Source organism: Yersinia canariae (genome assembly GCF_009831415.1).
Lineage (GTDB): Bacteria > Pseudomonadota > Gammaproteobacteria > Enterobacterales > Enterobacteriaceae > Yersinia > Yersinia canariae.
This window is the reverse complement of sequence record NZ_CP043727.1, coordinates 3,119,563-3,138,828: the sequence shown is the minus strand read 5'-3', so window position 1 is coordinate 3,138,828 and position 19,266 is coordinate 3,119,563. Positions and strand designations below refer to the sequence as shown.

Genomic DNA, 19,266 nt, shown 5'->3' with positions numbered 1-19,266 from the left:
GCCTTTATCTATTATGTGCTCGCGTACTTAGCAGGCCCCTTTATCTTCCCAAACTTTACTCCAACCGGTGCCATTACCGCTAGTGTCGGTAACTGTACTATCACCTGGTACGCTTTCAGCAGAAACCCACCATTTGTTGGTATAAACACGGCCATCTTTACTGACTGTCGTCGGGTCGCCATAGACTCTCTGTTGCCAGGATGGTGCACTGCACTGCTGTATTGTGACCGGTTTTGACGGGATCACCGTTTGCAGTTCTTCTTTAGCCGTGGTGTCACATAAACCCTTATCTTCCCAAGCCTTACCCCAGCCAGTGCTGTTACCGGTAGTATCGGTTACCGCAGCATCACCGGGGACAGTTGTAGTGGATACCCACCATTTGTTGGTGTAAACACGGCCATCTTTACTGATGGTGGTTGGATTGCTATAGACTTTTTCCTGCCAGGATGGCACATCACACTGCACTATTCTTTCTACCGGTTTGGTTTCAGCGGTTTGCTCAATAACATCACCATTGAGATATTGGCTGCCATCATAACTCTCCAAGTATTCCCAATATTTATTACTGGTTTGATTACTTGGGAAATACCAATATGAGCTGGTTTTCAAACGGAAATAATCACGGGTGCTAGTGTAATGGTTTTCGTATAAATAGAGTGAACCTGGCACACCTTTATGTGATACACCATCCCAGTGATTAAAGTCTCCCTCTATTTGGTAGCGCTGCTTGACCGATTCATTATAAGCTTCACGTGCTGATATATTTTCACCTGTGGTTTTCAATTGAGTCGAGCTGGCCAGTATCATTGTCAGATTATTACTGTCTTTTATAGTTACTGGAATTGATAGCATGGCATTTTGTAATATATTACGTGGTGCTCGTAGAGTTATTTCCTTACCATTATCTGCAATAACTTCAATACCCTTTGGAATACCCCATTGGTAAGTTAATGTTGATGCATCACGGTTTTTCACCTCTACGAATACGGTAAATACTTCTCCTGCATTGACGGTGTCAGGTACACGTACATCGCCGGTAATATTTTGTTGGGTTAGCGGATAATTGTGAGCAATATTGTCGTCTCTATTTTGCCAAATTGCCTGGTTTAAGTATGGCAGATTCATTGCTTTTAATTGAGCGCTGGTTTCTTTAGTTGGGTTTATTCCCCATTGATGGAAAAACGGCATCAGATTAATGCCAGATACCCGGCTTGTTTCCAGCAAAAATCGTTGTTTTTTCTCATCGTTATTTTTGGGCTGTTCTGTTGCAGTCAGTGTGCGGTAACGATCGCCAAGACGTTGGTAAAAATCTTGGCCAAATGCCAAATCCAACTGCCAAAACATGCCTAAACGAACAAATACATCGCCATCTTCATATTTTTTACCTTTGTTTTCCAAAAAGGCCGTAACTTCATCCCAGCGTGATTCTGCTTCCATGCGCGAAGTGTCACCGAAAGCTCGCTGAATATACAAAGAAGTCAAGTTTACTGTGGTTTCACCATCACCATCACCATCAAACGTCCATGCCGGCATTTGGTAATGATGGCCCAACTCATGCCATGGCCCCCAACCTTCATTCTGTAATTTGTCGGCATTAATCACTTTCGGAATCCCTGAAGCATTAGTGCCCAACCAGTAATTAGATGCTGACATATAGCCACCTGTATTATCTGGTTTGCTGACAAACTGATATTGGAAAGGTGTTGCGCGATGGGGGAAGGCTTTCTCCGCGCTGAGTCCAAATTGTTCTTCTGCCAGGTCAACAATACGGTCCCACAATACCAAAACAGCCTCGGGATTGGTTGCTTGTTTACGCATGTTTTCAATCGGCATGGTGAGGATCATGCGCTTACCGACTAACTCGGCGAAAGGTGAGCTACCAAATTTTTCCAACTGCGCCTGCCAGTTTTCAACGGTATTTTCACCCAGAATAAAGCGAGGCATAGGTTTACCGCCCTCTAGCAAATTGACCGTAATCTCACTGCTACCTTGTTGGTTAGCCGCCACAAAATAAATAGGGCCAGCATTATCAACCTCAATCTCGTTAATCCCCTGTTGTAACTTAATTACCTGCCGCTCAAACTTCTCTTCATTATCTATCTTGATTGGAACAATCCATAATTCAGGCAATACATCAATATCCTCTCCCTGATGCTGGTACTCAATGCGCAGATTGTCACCTTTATTTGCCCAGAAACCGCTGGACTGGGTCGGATGGGTAAAAAAGTGCCGCTTTTGTTGTTCATTCCAATATAAAGGCGATCCATGCTGATCCAAGCGAATTTGCCGCGATGCTTCAGCAACATCATTACTATTTGCAACTTCTGTTCGCTGAACTGACATATTGGTTGGAATATTTGAAACAGCAGCGGATAACGTAGAAGAGAAACCCAAGGACAATAATAGACTGAGGGCAATAGGTGTGGCGCGTAAAACAGGATGCAACATAAAGTTATCTCCGGATAGCATTCAACTCCACTAATATGAAAATTGAATTGAGTTAAGAAAGAATTTACGAGGAGTGTATTTTAGTACATCGATTCTTAACTCAACTATGCGGCTAAGACGGAGTTCAAAAAAGTCCAAGAAGGTCATAGAAATTAATGATAAATAAGGTAACAAACTCCCTTATTTATCATTAATAAGAAACAAATTACCACCATTAAGAATGGAATTTAAATAAATAAGAGAAGTGTCAGGCTGCAGTAATTATTTAACAAAATTGATAATTAGATAATAGGAGGCGAAAAGGGGGAGCAGCCACCAGAATCTACATTAGCGCATTGCCGCTATTAAACAGGTTTGTCAGCAATATCAGTTAATACAGTATTGCTACAAATTTCGCACTGAGGATCTTTTGCCAACTTCAAGCTGCGAAATTCTGCTGTCATAGCATCATACATAAGTATGCGGCCTGATATTAATTGACCATAATCCGTCAATAATTTTATGGCTTCCATCGCCTGCAAATTACCAATAATACCCACTAATGGAGCCATGACTCCAGCCTCAACACAGGTCAGGGCATTATCGCCAAATAATCTGCTAAGGCAGCGATAGCAGGGCTGGCCCTCTTGATATGTAAATACGCTAACTTGCCCTTCCATCCGAATTGCTGCGCCCGAAATCAGTGGTTTGTGTTGTGCATGACACAGGCGGTTAAGCTGCTCACGGCTGGCGACATTATCAGTACAATCCAACACCAATTGGTGCTCAGCTATGGTAATAGCCAGTTGCTCATCATCTAATTGAGTATCAATGGTTTTTAGTGTCAGGTCGGGATTCATCTCTGACAAAGTCATTGCTGCGGAGGCCACCTTTGACATGCCAATACGTGTATCACGATGCAGAACTTGTCGTTGCAAGTTGGACAGAGAAACCGTGTCAAAATCCAGCAGTGTAAGATGCCCCACACCTGCCACTGCCAGATATTGTGCTGCCGCACACCCGAGGCCACCTAACCCAACAATTAATGCTTTGGCTGCGTTGAGTTTTTCCTGTCCGTCAAAATCAAATCCCCGCAAGACGATTTGCCGGTTATAACGCAAGATTTGTGCATCGGAAAGTTCGGGCAACATATTAGCCTCCCAGCAATTTATTGTTCCAATAATTCATTAATTAAATAGGCTATTAAATAACTCTATTTCAACTGTTTCACCGACATCTACTGAACCCCGCTCCCGTTCGAGCACGATAAAACAGTTGGCCTGGCTGAATGAGCTGAAGATATGTGAACCTTGATGGCCAGTCGTGCTGACTTCCAATTCGCCATGAGAATTGGTTGAGAATACGCCACGTTGGAAATCCAAGCGGCCCGGCGTTTTTTTCAACTTAGTTATCGTTTTTGCTTTCAAACGTAATGGTGGATGCCACTCTGAGTGACCGGAAAGTTTAGCAATAAGGGGTTGTACTAATTGATAAAATGTCAGTGCTGCGGAGACTGGGTTACCCGGAAGGCCGCAGAACCAAGCGCGGCCCAATTTGCCAAAAGCAAAAGGTTTACCGGGTTTTATCGCCAATTTCCAAAAACCAATATCACCCAGTTCTTCCAGCATCTGTTTGGTGTAATCCGCTTCGCCGACTGAAACTCCTCCACTGCTGATGACCAAATCAGCAGCAATATCAGCTTGTTCAAATGCCTTGCGCAAGGCTTGTTGATCATCACGGATGACACCCAAATCAATGATTTGGCAACCTAACTGTTGCAGCATCAAACGAACAGCAAAGCGATTTGTATCGTAAATTTCCCCGTCATCCAAGGGTTGTCCGACTGGCTTTAGTTCATCTCCAGTAGAGAAAATGGCGACTTTCAGCGCGCGGAAAACGGTAATCTCGGCAATACCCAACGATGCTAATAGTGGTAGTTGAGCCGCGCCCAATTTGACACCTGCGGGGAAAACAGCCGCTCCTTGCTGGATATCTTCACCAGCCAGCCGGATATTTTGGCCTACACGTACATTGTCACTAAATGTAACACCTTGCTCACTCACAACGGCTTGTTCTTGCATGATGACAGCATCGGCCCCTCCGGGAATAGGGGCACCGGTCATGATCCGAATACAACTATTTGCTGGCCATTCATCTTTAAAGGGCGCACCTGCGAAAGCTTTACCCGCCACCGGTAAAGGCATTGTGCTGCTAAGCTCATTACAGCGAACAGCATAACCATCCATGGCGGAATTAGCGAAAGGTGGCACGGCAATCGGTGATGTAATTGCACAAGCTGTGATGCGTCCCGCAGCATCAGTGAGAGCGACAGTTTCTGTGGCCTGTAATGGCGTGACCTGTGACAGCATTTTAGTCAGTGCTTGTTCCAGAGAGAGTAAATCCGAGGTATTACAGTGATCCATGCTGAACTCCGTGCTCTGAGCCACCGTCGCCAGAAGCTATAACTGGTGCAGGGCAATAATCAAATAAGAGCGCCATTATGGCAGAGTTTGCCATGCGGGTGAATTGATGGGAGGCAAAGAGGTCGCAGTCTGATAGTGTCTTGAGTTCTGGCACTCTTTTTTATTGGTTTTTGCCTTTGTCAGGCGAAATTAGGGGGAAACATGGACTATCAAAAAATTCTGAAATTCTGGTTTAGTGAGATGGACCCAGAGTTATGGTTCAAAAAGGATGAAGATTTTGATGCCCATCTACGTCAGCATTTTGGGGCCTATTGGCAGGCGGCTTCAAAGGGAGAACTGGCACATTGGCGGCAGAATATTGAGGGGCGTCTGGCTGAAATATTAATATTGGATCAGTTTAGCCGAAATCTATTTCGTGATTTACCCACCTCTTTTTCCTGTGATGGAATGGCATTGGTGCTGGCACAGGAAGCGGTAAGCAGTGGCCAAGCTGATCAGCTATCAGACACACAACGTGGCTTTCTCTATTTACCCTTTATGCATTCGGAATCCCCATTAATTCATCAGCAAGCACTAAAGTTATATACCGAATTAGGTAATGAGGTTCAGTTGGATTACGAATTACGCCATAAAGCGATTATTGATACCTTTAAATGTCGTTTAAAATCATATATTTATCTTTTAAAGCAATGGGTTACTTCGTATCTTTTAGTATCTTTTAGTATCACTTAATATATCCAATCGCCATTTTATCGCCATCGCTACTATCGGCTAGAGGGTTAAAACGTATTGCATCATCAAGGTGGTCTGGTGAAAAGTGCGCATATCGCATAGTCATTTTGATATCTGTATGTCCGAGTATTCTTTGTAGTACTAAAATATTCCCTCCTTTCATCATAAAGTGGGAGGCAAAGGTATGCCTGAGAACATGTGTTAACTGACCTTTGGGTAACTCAATTTTGCAGCGTTTTAATGCGGTTCCAAATTGTGTATAACAATCAGTAAAAAGGCGGCCACTATTTTCTGGAAAACTATCATGTAGTTCTTTCGAAATGGGAACAGTGCGGTTTTTCTTGCCCTTAGTTCTAATAAAGGTGATACGGCCCGGGCTTAACTGAGAACGTGTAAGTCCCTCAGCCTCAGACCATCTTGCGCCAGTCGATAAACAGATTTTCACAACCATTACTAGATTATCCCCGTCAACTTTTTGGCACTGGTCTAATAGCGTGCTGATTTCCTCGCGTGTTAAAAAGGCCATTTCACTTTCATCAGTACGAAAAGGTCTGATATTTTTTAAGGGATTTTCCCCTTTCCACTCACCAAGACGGGACATTTCGTTAAATACAGCGCGAAAGTAAGTAAGCTCAAGATTGAGAGTGCGATGTTTGACCTTTGTAACCCTTGATGTTCTGGCGAACTCACCATTTAGTCGTTTCTCACGATAACGTGAGAAAAGTTGAGCGGAAAATTCGTTTGCTAGAGGCTTGTTCATGCATTCATATGCATGGTGCATAGCACCTTGTCGTCTCAGTCCATCACTAAGTGTTGAACCGTGAGCGCTATACCAAGAGTCAATCAGGCTTTTCAAAGTTCTGCGGTCTTCTTTTTCACCAAGCCATGGTTTGTCGTCAACTTCATCCATAGTAAAACGTTCAAAGGCGAGAGCTTCGCCTTTTGTGGCAAACTGTTTTCTGATCCGTTTGCCACTTGCCCCGTTTGGATAGCATTCACATAACCATTTGCCTGCTGGTAACTTTCGTACTGTCATTTTATCTCACTGTAGATGCCTACAACTTGCCCTAATCCATTAATGTCACTCACGTCACATTCAAAAGGTACTTTGCTACCTGTTACGTGAACTCGCTTGGCCGGGATAAGTGCTAAGTCGCGAATGCTGACATTTCCCTCAATATCAACCAGCCATTTTCCATCAGATAAATCGGTAACGGCCATCTCTATAAGATAAATATTGTGGTCATCAATCACGGCTTGAAGTTGTTTCGCGGGTCTGGATATGAATGACTGGTCTAGGGTTAGAACCCCATCTGATGCGAGCTTGCCATTCACTATTTTAAGCTTTTCGATTGTTCGAGTTGTATCGGATTCAACTTCCTTTCCGTAAATGTCACCTTCGCCAGTCACAAGCCAAGCCAAATCAGCACCAGTTTCCGCCATGCATTGCACAACGAAGTCAGAGGGGAATGAGTCCCTTTTATAGCGGTTAGAAAGGCTACTGCCAGCAATATCAAAATGCTGTGCTAGCTGAATTTTGGATGAGAATCCATATGCAGTAGCTATGCGATCAAGAACCTGAGCGCCGCCACTTGAAAAGTCTATAATCACTTTATCCAAGTTTTCACCGTTGACTACTCCCAAAAAGAAAGGTAGTCTCCTTTAAAATTCACATTAAGAAATGCCAAGAGATGCTAGCTGATACTAGCAGGTACTAAAAGATGCTAACCGGAGATGTTGCACTATGACCGAACTCATTACAATCAAGATCCCTCGCGAAACTGTCACTGTTAAAGAATTTGCAGCCTTTGAGGGAATGTCAGTTCATACCGTTTATAAATGGACTGCCGATGGGCGACTTGATATCGCTCCAAAAGTTATTAACAAAGATAAAAAACGGCCCGGCGGAAAAACTAAAATTTTGTACGCAATGTACAAAGCAAAGCAGGCGGCCATGTCTCTCGGTCATTCACGTTTTCAAATCGTCATTAGTGCGTGATTCATATTAAGTGAATTTCGAGGGGGGAACATGTTTGATTTTTCTGTTTCTAAACATCCGCACTTTGACAATGCATGCCGCCAGTTTTCAACGCGCCACAATCTGACGCAGTTGGCGAAACAGTTGGATATGAATGCGCAAACGTTGCGGAACAAGCTCAACCCGGAACAGCCTCACCATCTTACTGTCACTGAATTATTGGCTATTACCGATGCAACAGAAGACGCCAGCTTGATTGATGCCATGTTGGCCCAAATCAATTGCATGCCATCGGTGCCAGTCAATGAAGCCTGTGCCGATAACATTTCTACCTATGCACTTAAAGCAACTGCCGCCGTGGGCTTGATTGCCGCCGCTGCCGTTCAAGGCGACCATAAGACTGCTTCTCGCAAATCCTCTCTGCTGGATACGGTCAATACAGCTATTCGCCACCTGTCACTGATTGGTCTGACAGTGCAGTGTCGCATTCAGTCAACCCCTGCGCTTGCTTCAACCGTTGATGTTATTAGCGGCTTGAGTGCTGTCGCCGGTTTGAGTTGAGGTGTCTTTATGATTATTTCTATTGCCCCATTGTTAAAGCAGCAAAGCCCGGTAAACCTGCGCCATTTCGGCCACGGTATGCTGGAGTTGAAGAACGGCCAGCGCTGGACGCCGGGAAGTAATCAAAAGGCGCTTTTACAAGAATTGTCCTCTGTAAAGAAGACGCCAATATTACGCCGTCTATTCGGGTGTTGATTGGGGGATATATGCTGCAATTAACGGAAGCTGAAAAATTGAGAATGACGGGTATTGCCCGAATTACTGAATTTAAAGAAAAGTATTTACACCATAGAAAAAATGTTGCTCAAGAGGCTTTTGATAAATCGCCCGCACATTTGCGTAAAACAATTTGTTTTCATGCTGGCTTAAAAAGTCGTCACGTGAATATGCAGTTTTCAGAATTAAGTCCGGCAGAAAGAGAGTCTGTTGTTGAAGCGTTAAATTACTTGATTGAGTTCACTCGTTCGTTACCACCATTTATCAGTAACGATGACTGCACTCTGAATATTATTAATTAACCAAAGTCGCAATATATGGCGTTTTACTCGCCGGGTTTTGTATTACCTAAAAACAGGAATTATCTATGCAGAATACAACACAAAATATATGGGTGGGTGTAGACCTCGCCAAGCCGGGCAGTGAGCGCACAGTAACAGTGATGACAGTTGAATCAATGGAGTTAATGCTAAATGAAGCGCGCAGGGATGAAAGAAAAAATCAGGCTGCGGTGGTTTCATTTCGTCTGGATGAGATTGCTAATCAAATTCTAAACCGAGAGTTGAACGGCATAGAAGCGGCGGAGCTGCTTAACCAAGTAGCTGAGGGGATTCTCAACCAAGCGCAGGCACAGCACTGATGGTTGGTGAAATTGTCATTGATGCTCGTTACGCAATTACTTTGTGTGAGCCAACCAAATTTTTAAATCGTATTCCAAACCTCGTTCTTAACGAGATTAAATTCACCAAAGAAAATGAAAGGGTGTTGGCGGTAATTGCTCACTATCCAACAAGGGTTAGCTTAGTGAATGATTTAATTCATCATCGTATTTATCGCTCAGGTATTAATTCTATTTCGGCACTGGTCGAGGAAACTAAGCGTCTTGCTGAGTTATGTGAAAAAGGATTTAAAGATTTTCATTCCCCTAACCTATTACCAAAGTAAGGAATTTATTTTGCATATTAAAATCGGTGAAAAACACGTTGTTACTTCTGACAGCCTGCAATTTATTCTTAATGAAGTAAAGGTTAGTCAGAAAGGTAAAAGCGAGGGGCAAGAGCGTCTAGAGCCAATTGCTTATTATCCAACTATTACTCAACTGGTTGAGGGATTAATAAAACGCAATATAGGTGAAGCGCAGATTAATAGCTTTACCTCGTTGGCGGCTGAAATTAACCGTATAGGGAAGCTATGTCAGGCTGCGTTTTCAGTCACTAGTGGCAACAAGGTAAAACCATGAAATTAAGTTTCTGGATTTTCTTGCACGTCATGTTGCCAGCTATTTGCGGGGCTGGCTTGGTGATGCTGTGTCTCACCTTAAAAGTTTATGGGCTGTAATTATGTCTACTGAATGCTTTGTATATAAAAACTTTAATGATGAACGCGCGTTAATGATTAATACCATTGACGATATTGTGACGGAATATCAAGGGCAGGGGTATCGATTAACTACTCGTCAGGTTTATTACCAACTTGTGGCGCGTGGAATGATTGAGAACACCCTACAGAGCTATAAACGTATTGCTTCGCTGATTAATGACGCGAAGCTCGCGGGCTTGATTGATTGGTCTGGTCTTGAGGATAGGACGCGTGATTTTATTACCCGGAGTCACTGGAGGAGTCCTAGCGAGATTATTCGTGCCAGTGCTGAGCAGTACCATGAGGATTTATGGAGTAATCAATCCCAGCGGCTTTTTGTGATTATCGAAAAAGAGGCATTGGTCGGCGTCCTTGAGTCGCTTTGTAATCGGTATGATGTGCCTTTACTTGCTGCGCGTGGTTATCCGTCAGGTTCTGTTTTGTATGATTTTGCTCAAAGTCATTTAATTCCTGCAACCAATATGCGGCAGCGCTGCCATATTTTGCACCTTGGCGACCATGATCCAAGTGGCATTGATATGACGCGGGATTTGGTAGGCCGATTGGATATGTTTACTTATACCTCCGCTCTAGTTTCCCTTGAGCGAATCGCGCTAAATATGGAACAGGTTGAAGAAATCAACCCGCCCGAAAATCCAGCCAAAACAACAGACTCTCGTTTCGCTCAATATATCAAAAGATATGGCCGCTCAAGTTGGGAGCTTGATGCTTTGCAGCCTCGCTATCTAAATCAACTTGTTGAGGAAAAGATATCCAGTCGAATTGATTGGGATGAGTGGGAGCAAAAAAAATCTGAGATTGAAGTCAGCCGTACTGCGCTTGAAGATGTTGCTAATAGGTTTGAACTTGATGCGGGTGACGAGTGAGCACCTCTATTCATGGCCGCATTACCTCAGCTCCGCCGTTGCCTTATTCGGGCAGCGGCGCTGCTGTTCCCGCCTATACCTACCCCGGCAGCAAGCCGCGCGAAACCTTGCCCGGCATTCAAAGACCGCTTACCCGTGAACAACTGATTCAGGGGCAAGCTGTTTTAGACCGTATCGACACACTCCCTCATTTCCTGCGTAGCCAGTTTGTTTCTCGCTATGAATACCTGCTAGCCAATAAAGGGCTAAATGACGCTAACAAGTGGCTGGTGTTTGTTTTTGACCAGCGAATCTGGCCGCGTATTCAGGTGGTTAATAATAAGAATGTTATGCGCCTCAGTGCCTCACAGAGCTTTTCCATTGATGCGCCAACCTATGCCAGCCTAGCAGGTATGCACGATAAAGAGCTGCGCCGCTTTGCTCGTAAAATCGGTGATGAGTTAATGGTGGCGTACAATCATCATTGTGATGAATGCATCAAGGCTAATGAGGGTGATAGAGCTGTTTTGTTGCAGACAGATGCACAGGTGCGCATATACGGCGACCTTGCCAGAATGGCGCGCGCTTTTAATATCACGCCGATGCACTGGCGCAAATACCTGAAAGGCCGGTTAGATATCACGTCTGCTATCGCCAGTCTGTCGCGGCTGGTTAATCCCGAATGGTGGGAGCGCAAACTTAAAGCCCAACGGATGTGCTGGCGGGAAGCGTTATTGATTGCTGTCGGTAATGTTAGCCGGGATGCTTTGGCGTCTTCTTATGCCAGTAAGCAGGCTATCCGGGAAGTGTTCGCCCGTCGCCAGTCTAATTTGGAATATCTCAAAAGCTGCCAGTTAGAAAATATTGAAACCGGTGAGCGTATTGACCTGATTGATAAGGTCATGGCAAGTATCTCTAATCCAGAAATTCGCCGCATGGAGTTAATGAACACCATCGCTTTCACTGAAAAATATGCTGCCGGGCAAAAGCACGTCGGCATGTTCCTGACCGTCACCACCCCGTCAAAATATCACCCGACCCGCGTTGTTGGGAAAGGCGATAACGAGAAAGTCCAGCTTAACCATAAGTGGGACGATGAAGCCTATTCCCCCAAAGACGGCCAGCGCTATCTCTGCAATATTTGGAGCAAAATGCGCACTGCCTTTAAAGACAATAAATTAAGCGTCTACGGAATGCGGGTGGTTGAGCCGCACCACGACGGCACCCCGCACTGGCACATGATGCTGTTTTGTGAGCGTCGCCAGCGCCAACAGATTATCGACGTCATGCGCCGCTATGCGTTGAAAGAAGACAGTGACGAGCGCGGAGCCGCTAAATACCGCTTTGAGTGCAAGCACATGAACAAAGGCGGGGCCGCTGGCTATATCGCTAAATACATCGCCAAGAATATCGACGGCTACGCGCTTGAGGGTGAGCGTGACCATGAAACCGGCGAGCTGTTAACTGACTCCGCTGCGGCGGTGACGGCGTGGGCGGCAACATGGCGCATCCCTCAATTTCGCCCGATTGGTCTGCCCTCCATGGGCGTCTATCGCGAGTGCCGCCGTATTCGCTCTATTAGTCTGGCTGAGACTTTCGACGAAACCGTGGAAGCCGTGCGCCATGCTGCTGACGAGGGTGATTTTGCTGCCTACATTATGGCGCAAGGTGGAACCAATTGCGGCAATCAGACCGTCCGGTTAGCCAAGCGCGTTGCCGATGAACTCAACGCCTACGATGAAGAAGTACAGAAAGTCGTCGGTATCTATGCGCCGCATTTGGGCGCTGACCTCGTTCATGAAACCCGCACAACTCAATGGCGCATCGTTGCTGGTGCCGTTGACGTTGAGCTTTTGACTTTGAAAAGCGCCTCTGGCGCGCCTCGGAGTCCTGTCAATAACTGTGGGTTAGGTGGAAACACCCAAGCGCCAAATGACCCCAACGGGCAGGCTAAAACGCCTGTGATAGCGATGGAATACCCACCGGACGCCGTTATTGACTGGTCGGACACTGCCGCCGTGAGGGCGATTGTGGCCCGCGTTAAAGAGAAACAGCCAACGATAAGCAAGATGCAACGCAGTTATGACCCCACCAAGGGCCGACTTATTGCGCCATCCGCCCGTTTAACCCGCGAAGAACGCCAGCGCATCCCCCAAATTCGCAATGATTTACTGTTGAAAGATATCAGCATCGAGCGCTGGGAGCTGGAGTCGTTAGCGCGTGGGGCTTCAATGACGTTAGACGGCACAGTTATTCAATATCCAGCCCTGTCCGACTGGCCGGAATTCGATGATTAATCTACCTGAGAGAGAAACCATGACTAAAACCGCTGCAACTACCCGTAAACAGGCACAGCGCCAGCGTGATAAATCTGCCGGTATCAATGAGATCCGTGCCCGGCTTGAGCCGGAAGAATATGCCATGTTGACCGAGGGCATGGCGGCCCGGCGTTTATTCCGGCCTGCCTATGATTTACCGGAATATATCGCGCTGCTGATTCGCCAAGATAACCAGCGACTAAAAGAGCAACTGGCTGAACTGGGTAAACAGCGTTGTGGCCGATGTGGCGACACATTACCGGGCGATCCGAATGGGTGCTGTTTGCGGGGTGAGGCGGCATGTTGGCAGACCCAAGGCGTGAATAGCTTATTAATTAGCGCAATTAAACCATTGTGACGCGTCACAATGATAATTAAATAAGCAATGTGACGCGATGTGTTCACTGATTTGAGGCATAAAGGGCTTGTTGTTCAACAGGCTACTATTTAAGCCAAGATTTTTTACTTAAGTAAAACCATATATTTATATAGAAACTTTCTTAAAAAGTGCATATCATACTGTATATAAACACAGTATGCATAGGTGCTGGGAGATTACTAGGTGATGGATTTAGATGGGCTAGTTTTGCTGGAACGTATAGACCTCATAGCGAGAATGTCAGCCGGTGACGAGATGAAAAATAGAGATCGTGAAGTGGCGCTGGCGTGGATTGCTGAATTAGCCATGGAAGCTAAAAATAGCTATTTAGACGGGGCAGGGGAGTCCGGTTTACATTCTTTACGCTGACTTTTAGCGTTGCATGCATATAGTGCATGATTTTGCATGATGAACCTGAATCAGAAACTCCCCCTTAGCCCCAGTCCCGGCGCGGTTTTCGATACCTCATGCAAGTGCATGAAAAGCGACCTGCAAAGCGCGCAGGCGTGGCGGGGATAGCATTGCGCGCAAAGGGTTTTGATACCCTTATTTATCGATCTTGGGCGGGCCGTGGTGCTGCGTTCGGTTGGGTTGGGAATCAATGCGTGTTCGTGGGGTGCGAGGGCGTGGCGGGCGTCTGGTGGCGTATGGCGCGAGGTGTTGAAATGGCTACTTTTCGGGCATGAAAAAGCCGCCCGGTTCGGCGGCTGTGGTGTGGTGCTTCAATCATCCGACGGTGCTGCAACTATGAGGCTGATATCCACCTAGACCCATTCGCTGGCGGTAGCAACCTGAACACACACATTTCTTTGGTGGTTGAGGCGGTGGCGCGGGCCTCTTCACTGTGTCACCGGGTTTGTATGGCGGTGGTGTCGGCGCTTTACGTCCCATGTTAATCCTCGCTTATCAGTTCATAAGGCTTGAACCGGATCACCTCTTCCCCTATCCAGTCATTCACCTCTTTCAATCGTTCTTGCAACGGCGTTAACTCGTTACGGACAAACACTTGTGAGGCTTTTGCCACGTCACCAAAACCGCCGGTATTGCTGGGGATAATCCCCATCATCTGCGGCGGCACCCGGTGAACACTGAGCAGGTCGTCACGGGTGGCGTTCTTGATATTAAAAAAATCATCTTTGGTGGCGACCTCGCTCAACGGTAAAATCTGGATACCGTCTTTTTTGCCATTAGGTGCGTACATAAACAGGTTGCGGAAGTTGCCTAACCCTTTGGTGTCACGCATGGCTTTGCGCATCGCCTCAATATCGCTGCTGCTTTGGGCGGCATCTGTCATATACAGGATGTATCCCGCGTGAGCGCCGTTCTGATAATACTTGCGTCGGAACAGTGTGGCGGCTTCATTGAGCCAAGCCGAATTTAAGCCGCTGAGATATTCCGGCAAACCGTAAAGCTCCTGATTAATATCCGGTTCTATCAGGTGGAAAACACTCCCGGCGGCGAACAGGTGTTCATCTTTCCAGTTCTGCACAAACCAATAGCAATCTTTTTCTAATCCACGGCGGGTGTACTTGGCCGGGCTGGGGTCGAGGCGCAGTGGTGCGCCCAGTTGGTTACGGCGTACCTCTAAAAAAGCATTACCGAACACCAGATAATCCAGTGCATAACGGCTAAAAGCCTGTTGGCTAAGCATCGGATGAGGAATAAAGGTACTTGCCAGTATGTTGCGTTTCACATACAGCGGTGAGCTGTGATGCACCGCCGCCCGAAAGCTGCGCGCCAGCCCGTCAAAGCTGATAGGCGGGTCATACCATTTTCCATTTCCGGTGCATTCGATGTAATCCAGTATTTCCCGCTTATCGAGCACGGCGGAGGGTTCGCCAAAGGTGAATGCCTCCACCGGCTGCTGTTGGCTGGCGGTGTGATGGGTTGTCGGTCGGTTTAATGCCTTGCGGCCTTTGCGCTTACTCATCCGTAAAACTCCAAGAAATTAGGGCTGTTGCCGCCATATGTCGCGGTGAGGGGTTCATTTAACAAGGCATGCATAATCGCCCACGCCACATCGGCATGGCTGGCTTCTTCGCTGCGGCTGGCGACATAAGTCGAACTCTTACCGCTGGCGGTCATGGTTTTGCGAATGGCCATAAAGGACTGGGTTATATCGGTGTGGCCGGTGTCATATTCCAGACGTCCGTTATTGATGGTGTGTTTGGCTTTCAGCACCATGGCGGTCTTGATTTCAGGGGTGTATTTGATTTCCCTTGCGGCTGGGAAGAACTGGCGCACCAACTGGAAGACACCTTGGCCGACAGTCGTCGCATCGATACCGATGTATTCCACGCAATATTTCTGCGTTAATTCTTCGATATGCTTAGCCTGCGCTTCAAAATCCATCCCTTTCCACTGGTGGCGCTCCAATACGCGGAACTTGCCGCCCGGCACCATCGGCGGCGCAATCACCGCACACCCTGCACTGTCGCCGCCATTGGCCTCTGACGGGTCGTAACCAATCCACACCGGGCGATAACCAAACGGCCGCAATGAATACGGGTTGTAGTCTTCCCACTCTTCCAGACTGTCGACCATGCAAGCCTGCAGCTCCTTGAACGGGAAGACTGACGCCTGGTCGTCCACAAATTCGCACATCAACAGGTTTTGGTAGTCGGCCGGGCTGTATTCCAGTGAGAGCTGGTTGAGGTCAAACAGGTTGCAACCGCCTGACAGTGCATCTTCCACCGTCACAATCTGCCGCCACTGACCATCATCACACAGTGCACCACGGGCCAAATGGCTGTGGCTTAAATCCAGTTGGATGTGGTCGGATTTATTGCGCCGGCCTTTATTGAACAGCTCGCCAGACCAGAACGGATAGGCGCTGTGGGCCAGACTCGACGGCGTTGAGAAATAGGTGGTACGCCATTTTTTGTGTAATGACATGCCGCTGGCGACTTTGCGCAGTTCCTGAAACTTGGGTATCCAGAAATATTCGTCCAGATACAGATTGCCGGTGTAGCTCTGCGCGGTGCGCACATTCGTGCCGAGGAAGAACAGGCGCGCGCCATTGGGTAACACCATCGGGTCGCCTTTCAGGTCAACGTCAACCATCCGGGCAAAGTCGATAATGTAGCTTTTGAACACATGCGCCTGTGCCTTACTGGCGGACAGGAATATCTGATTACGGCCCGTAGTGATGGCATCCAACAGCGCTTCACGGGCAAAGAAGAACGTTGCGCCAATCTGGCGCGATTTCAGAATATTACGGATACGATGTTGTAACCCAGCCTCAAACCAGTTGCGCTGATAATCAAAGATATTTTTGTGAAAAATAGACTCCAACTTTTCAATGGCGGATTCGCCAAACAGGTTTTTATCCGGGGTCTTGCGCTCCCCTTTGTTGCGGTTCGCCACGTTCGGGTTTAAGTCGGCTTCGCTGCCGGTCTGGCTGTAGCGGTTCACCCGCGCCAGTCGTTCAATCTGGCGGCCTAACAGGTCAATCTCTTTAAAGTCCCGCCCCTCTTTGGCGTCTTTCATGATGAGCTGAATCAACCGCGCTTCCATGCTGGTTTCCACGCGGGAAATGGGCGCAATGGCGTCCCACCCGTCGCGCTTCTTCCAGCTCTGCACAGTCGGCGATTTCAGGCTTAGCGTGTCCGCAATCTGGCGCACAGAAAAGCCCTGCCAGTAAAGCAAGGCCGCCTGTCGCCGTGGGTCGCTGATGATGGTGCTCGGTGTCGTGTTCATGCCATTAGGCTACGCGACCAGCCCGACCCTCTGCGCGTCCTCGCTGTTGTGCCAGCCCCGTCACAACGGGCTTTCGTTGTTGCCGCCCCCCTCAGTCTGGAAACTAAGCCCCGTACCAAACAACCCACATTAAATGGAGCCGCTCATGGCTAAGAAAGTATCAAAATGGTTTCGTATCGGCGTTGAGGGTGACACCTGCGACGGGCGAGTGATTGACGTCAACGATATCAACCAAATGGCCGAATCCTTTGACCCGCGTGTCTACGGTTGCCGCATTAATCTGGAACATCTGAAAAGCTATTCCCCTGACAGCACTTTCCGCCGTTATGGCGATGTATCAGCCCTTAAAGCGGAAACCATTGAAGACGATTCCATTCTCAATGGTAAGCGTGCGTTGTTCGCCCAAATCAGCCCAACCGACGATTTGGTGCAGATGACCAAAGCCCTACAAAAAATCTACACCTCGATGGAAATTAGCCCGAATTTTGCCAATACCGGCAAAGCCTATTTGGTCGGGCTGGCCGTGACCGATGACCCTGCCAGCCTCGGCACTGAAATGTTGGAATTCAGCGCCAAAGCTAAACAGAACCCACTGGCCGCCCGTAAATTTAACCCGGAAAACTTGTTCTCGGCAGCGGTTGAAGTGCATCTGGAGTTTGAAGACGTGGCCGAGCCGGTTGCTACGTTGCTGAGCCGAGTGAAGTCTGTATTCAGCCGCAAACAGGCAAATGACGACGCTCGCTTTAATGATGTGCATGAGGCAGTTAACGCGGTAGCGGAACATGTGCAGGGGCATAGCGAAACCATTGAAGCCCGCTTTACGGCCATTGAGAAAAAGCTCTCTGACCACGTGGTGGAGTTGAAACAAGACATCGACCAAAGCAAACAAGGGGTTGTCGCCCTGAAAACGCAACTGTCTACCACTGAAAACTTTAGCCAGACCAAACGGCCGGAGTCCACTGGCGTTAATGGTAAAGCCGAGGTGCTGACCGACTGCTAACCGGGATTACTGGCCGCCGGTTGTGCGGCCAAATTGCTATTTCATTAACACGTTATTTAACTGAATCAGGATTATTATGCGCCCAGCAACCCGTTTTAAATTTAATGCCTATCTGACCCGTCAAGCCGAGCTGAACGGGGTGGAAACCGGCGACCTGAATAAAAAATTCAGCGTTGAACCCTCCGTCACGCAAACCATCATGACCCGCGTCCAAGAGTCCTCAGAGTTTCTGAGCCGCATCAATATTGTGCCAGTATCGGAACTGACCGCTGAAAAAGTGGGCCTGAGTGTGACCGGGTCGATTGCCAGTAACACTGACACTGACGGCGGTGATGAGCGCGAAACTGCCGAGTTTGCCGGGCTGGACAGTGAGAAGTATTTCTGTGAGCAGGTGAACTACGATTTCCACATTCGCTATAACACCCTTGACCTGTGGGCGCGTTATCAGGATTTCCAGACCCGTTTGCGTGACGCCATTATCAAGCGGCAGGCACTTGACCGCATCATGGCGGGCTTCAACGGCACCCATCGCGCCAAGACGTCTAACCGCGCACTCAACCCGCTGTTGCAGGATATCGCGCCGGGCTGGTTGCAAAAATACCGCACCAATGCGCCAACCCGCGTAATGAGTAACATCATCGGTGAAGATGGTGCGGTAGTGTCGGAAAAAATCCGTGTCGGTCATGGCGGTGATTACGTCAATCTGGACGCGCTGGTCATGGATGCCACCAATAACATGATTGCTGAATGGCATCAAGAAGACCCTGAACTGGTGGTTATCACGGGTCGCCAGTTGATGCAGGATAAATATTTCCCCATCGTCAACAAAGAGCAGGAAAACAGCGAAACCCTCGCCGCTGACCTGATTATCAGCCAGAAACGTATCGGTAACTTACCGGCTATCCGTGTGCCGTTCTTCCCGGCAAACGCGTTTCTTATTACCCGCCTCGATAACCTGTCTATTTACTGGCTGGAAGACTCGCACCGCCGCCATATCGATGAGAACGCCAAGCGTGACCGCATCGAAAACTACGAATCCATTAAACAAGATTATGTGGTGGAAGATTATGCCTGTGGCTGTCTGGTGGAGAATATCGAAATTTTACCGGCAAAAAGTGGCGGTGAAAAAGTCATGGGTGCAAGCGCGCTGATGGTATCTGATGCCCCGAACTATGACGGTCTGGCCGCTGCGATTATGGCTGCGGTGAAAGTCGCGTCTACCCCGGAGGATGTCGCACCGGAAACCGCCACTGAAACACTCCCGGAAACCACCGGCGAAGCACCGGCCGCCAAAGGGAGCAAATAAGT

Annotated in this window: 22 protein-coding genes; 15 read left to right on the top strand and 7 right to left on the bottom strand. The window is 47.7% G+C overall.

Going from position 1 to position 19,266, the window contains the following annotated elements; all coding sequences use genetic code 11:
- Positions 1-27 precede the first annotated feature (27 nt).
- The 3 genes from F0T03_RS21795 to moeA all read right to left on the bottom strand — a co-directional run bounded on the left by F0T03_RS21795 (position 28) and on the right by moeA (position 4,850).
- A complete protein-coding gene (locus tag F0T03_RS21795) occupies positions 28-2,448 on the bottom strand; it encodes a M60 family metallopeptidase (protein WP_159679139.1) in 2,421 nt (806 codons plus the stop codon).
- A gap of 344 nt (positions 2,449-2,792) precedes the next feature.
- Positions 2,793-3,578 carry a molybdopterin-synthase adenylyltransferase MoeB gene (gene moeB, locus F0T03_RS14515; RefSeq protein ID WP_162526956.1) on the bottom strand — a complete coding sequence of 262 codons (786 nt, stop codon included), beginning with the start codon at positions 3,576-3,578 and terminating at the stop codon, positions 2,793-2,795.
- A gap of 36 nt (positions 3,579-3,614) precedes the next feature.
- Positions 3,615-4,850, bottom strand: coding sequence for a molybdopterin molybdotransferase MoeA (gene moeA / locus F0T03_RS14510; protein ID WP_159679137.1), 1,236 nt, complete (start codon positions 4,848-4,850; stop codon positions 3,615-3,617).
- Between the two features lie 201 nt (positions 4,851-5,051).
- Between moeA and F0T03_RS14505 the strand changes: the two genes are divergently transcribed.
- A complete protein-coding gene (locus F0T03_RS14505) occupies positions 5,052-5,582 on the top strand; it encodes a DUF924 family protein (RefSeq protein ID WP_343032851.1) in 531 nt (176 codons plus the stop codon).
- Here the strand turns inward: F0T03_RS14505 and F0T03_RS14500 are convergent.
- Positions 5,575-6,618, bottom strand: coding sequence for a phage integrase (locus F0T03_RS14500; protein ID WP_159679135.1), 1,044 nt, complete (start codon positions 6,616-6,618; stop codon positions 5,575-5,577). The genes F0T03_RS14505 and F0T03_RS14500 overlap by 8 nt on opposite strands.
- Positions 6,615-7,193 carry a phage repressor protein CI gene (locus F0T03_RS14495; protein ID WP_159680913.1) on the bottom strand — a complete coding sequence of 193 codons (579 nt, stop codon included), beginning with the start codon at positions 7,191-7,193 and terminating at the stop codon, positions 6,615-6,617. Before F0T03_RS14495 ends, F0T03_RS14500 begins: the two co-directional genes overlap by 4 nt.
- A gap of 133 nt (positions 7,194-7,326) precedes the next feature.
- Between F0T03_RS14495 and F0T03_RS14490 the strand changes: the two genes are divergently transcribed.
- The 12 genes from F0T03_RS14490 to F0T03_RS21490 all read left to right on the top strand — a co-directional run bounded on the left by F0T03_RS14490 (position 7,327) and on the right by F0T03_RS21490 (position 13,945).
- The gene (locus tag F0T03_RS14490) at positions 7,327-7,581 is read left to right on the top strand and encodes a hypothetical protein (RefSeq protein WP_050297558.1); all 255 of its coding nucleotides are present in this window, start codon (positions 7,327-7,329) and stop codon (positions 7,579-7,581) included.
- A 30-nt stretch (positions 7,582-7,611) separates the two neighbouring features.
- The gene (locus F0T03_RS14485) at positions 7,612-8,121 is read left to right on the top strand and encodes a phage regulatory CII family protein (protein ID WP_159679133.1); all 510 of its coding nucleotides are present in this window, start codon (positions 7,612-7,614) and stop codon (positions 8,119-8,121) included.
- Between the two features lie 9 nt (positions 8,122-8,130).
- Positions 8,131-8,316, top strand: a complete 186-nt coding sequence (locus F0T03_RS14480; RefSeq protein WP_159679131.1) for a phage filamentation protein Fil family protein — start codon at positions 8,131-8,133, stop codon at positions 8,314-8,316.
- Positions 8,317-8,327: 11 nt separating this feature from the next.
- Positions 8,328-8,639 (top strand): hypothetical protein, encoded by a 312-nt coding sequence (locus tag F0T03_RS14475; RefSeq protein ID WP_159679129.1) that lies wholly within the window; start codon positions 8,328-8,330, stop codon positions 8,637-8,639.
- A gap of 65 nt (positions 8,640-8,704) precedes the next feature.
- The gene (locus F0T03_RS14470; protein ID WP_159679127.1) at positions 8,705-8,977 is read left to right on the top strand and encodes a DUF2732 family protein; all 273 of its coding nucleotides are present in this window, start codon (positions 8,705-8,707) and stop codon (positions 8,975-8,977) included.
- Positions 8,977-9,282 carry a DUF5405 family protein gene (locus F0T03_RS14465; protein ID WP_159679125.1) on the top strand — a complete coding sequence of 102 codons (306 nt, stop codon included), beginning with the start codon at positions 8,977-8,979 and terminating at the stop codon, positions 9,280-9,282. Before F0T03_RS14470 ends, F0T03_RS14465 begins: the two co-directional genes overlap by 1 nt.
- A gap of 10 nt (positions 9,283-9,292) precedes the next feature.
- Positions 9,293-9,577, top strand: coding sequence for a DUF5405 family protein (locus tag F0T03_RS14460; protein WP_159679123.1), 285 nt, complete (start codon positions 9,293-9,295; stop codon positions 9,575-9,577).
- A 67-nt stretch (positions 9,578-9,644) separates the two neighbouring features.
- The gene (locus F0T03_RS14455) at positions 9,645-10,583 is read left to right on the top strand and encodes a hypothetical protein (protein ID WP_208787082.1); all 939 of its coding nucleotides are present in this window, start codon (positions 9,645-9,647) and stop codon (positions 10,581-10,583) included.
- Positions 10,580-12,859: a replication endonuclease gene (locus F0T03_RS14450; protein WP_159679121.1), complete on the top strand. Its 2,280-nt coding sequence runs from the start codon at positions 10,580-10,582 to the stop codon at positions 12,857-12,859. The genes F0T03_RS14455 and F0T03_RS14450 overlap by 4 nt, the downstream gene beginning before the upstream one ends.
- A 19-nt stretch (positions 12,860-12,878) precedes the next feature.
- Positions 12,879-13,238: a hypothetical protein gene (locus tag F0T03_RS14445; protein WP_145533833.1), complete on the top strand. Its 360-nt coding sequence runs from the start codon at positions 12,879-12,881 to the stop codon at positions 13,236-13,238.
- Between the two features lie 207 nt (positions 13,239-13,445).
- Positions 13,446-13,628 carry a hypothetical protein gene (locus F0T03_RS14440; protein WP_159680909.1) on the top strand — a complete coding sequence of 61 codons (183 nt, stop codon included), beginning with the start codon at positions 13,446-13,448 and terminating at the stop codon, positions 13,626-13,628.
- 98 nt (positions 13,629-13,726) lie between these two features.
- Positions 13,727-13,945 carry a hypothetical protein gene (locus F0T03_RS21490; protein ID WP_162526843.1) on the top strand — a complete coding sequence of 73 codons (219 nt, stop codon included), beginning with the start codon at positions 13,727-13,729 and terminating at the stop codon, positions 13,943-13,945.
- Positions 13,946-14,151: 206 nt separating this feature from the next.
- On the opposite strand, the gene F0T03_RS14435 is transcribed toward F0T03_RS21490, so the two are convergent.
- Positions 14,152-15,189 (bottom strand): phage portal protein, encoded by a 1,038-nt coding sequence (locus F0T03_RS14435; RefSeq protein WP_159679119.1) that lies wholly within the window; start codon positions 15,187-15,189, stop codon positions 14,152-14,154.
- Complete coding sequence (locus F0T03_RS14430; RefSeq protein WP_159679117.1) at positions 15,186-16,958, bottom strand: terminase ATPase subunit family protein; 1,773 nt, start codon at positions 16,956-16,958, stop codon at positions 15,186-15,188. The genes F0T03_RS14435 and F0T03_RS14430 overlap by 4 nt, the downstream gene beginning before the upstream one ends.
- A 145-nt stretch (positions 16,959-17,103) precedes the next feature.
- On the opposite strand from F0T03_RS14430, the gene F0T03_RS14425 reads away from it, so the two are divergent.
- Positions 17,104-17,958 (top strand): GPO family capsid scaffolding protein, encoded by an 855-nt coding sequence (locus tag F0T03_RS14425; RefSeq protein WP_159679115.1) that lies wholly within the window; start codon positions 17,104-17,106, stop codon positions 17,956-17,958.
- A 76-nt stretch (positions 17,959-18,034) separates the two neighbouring features.
- Entirely contained in the window at positions 18,035-19,264 is a 1,230-nt protein-coding gene (locus tag F0T03_RS14420; RefSeq protein ID WP_159679112.1) for a phage major capsid protein, P2 family, read from the top strand.
- Positions 19,265-19,266 lie beyond the last annotated feature (2 nt).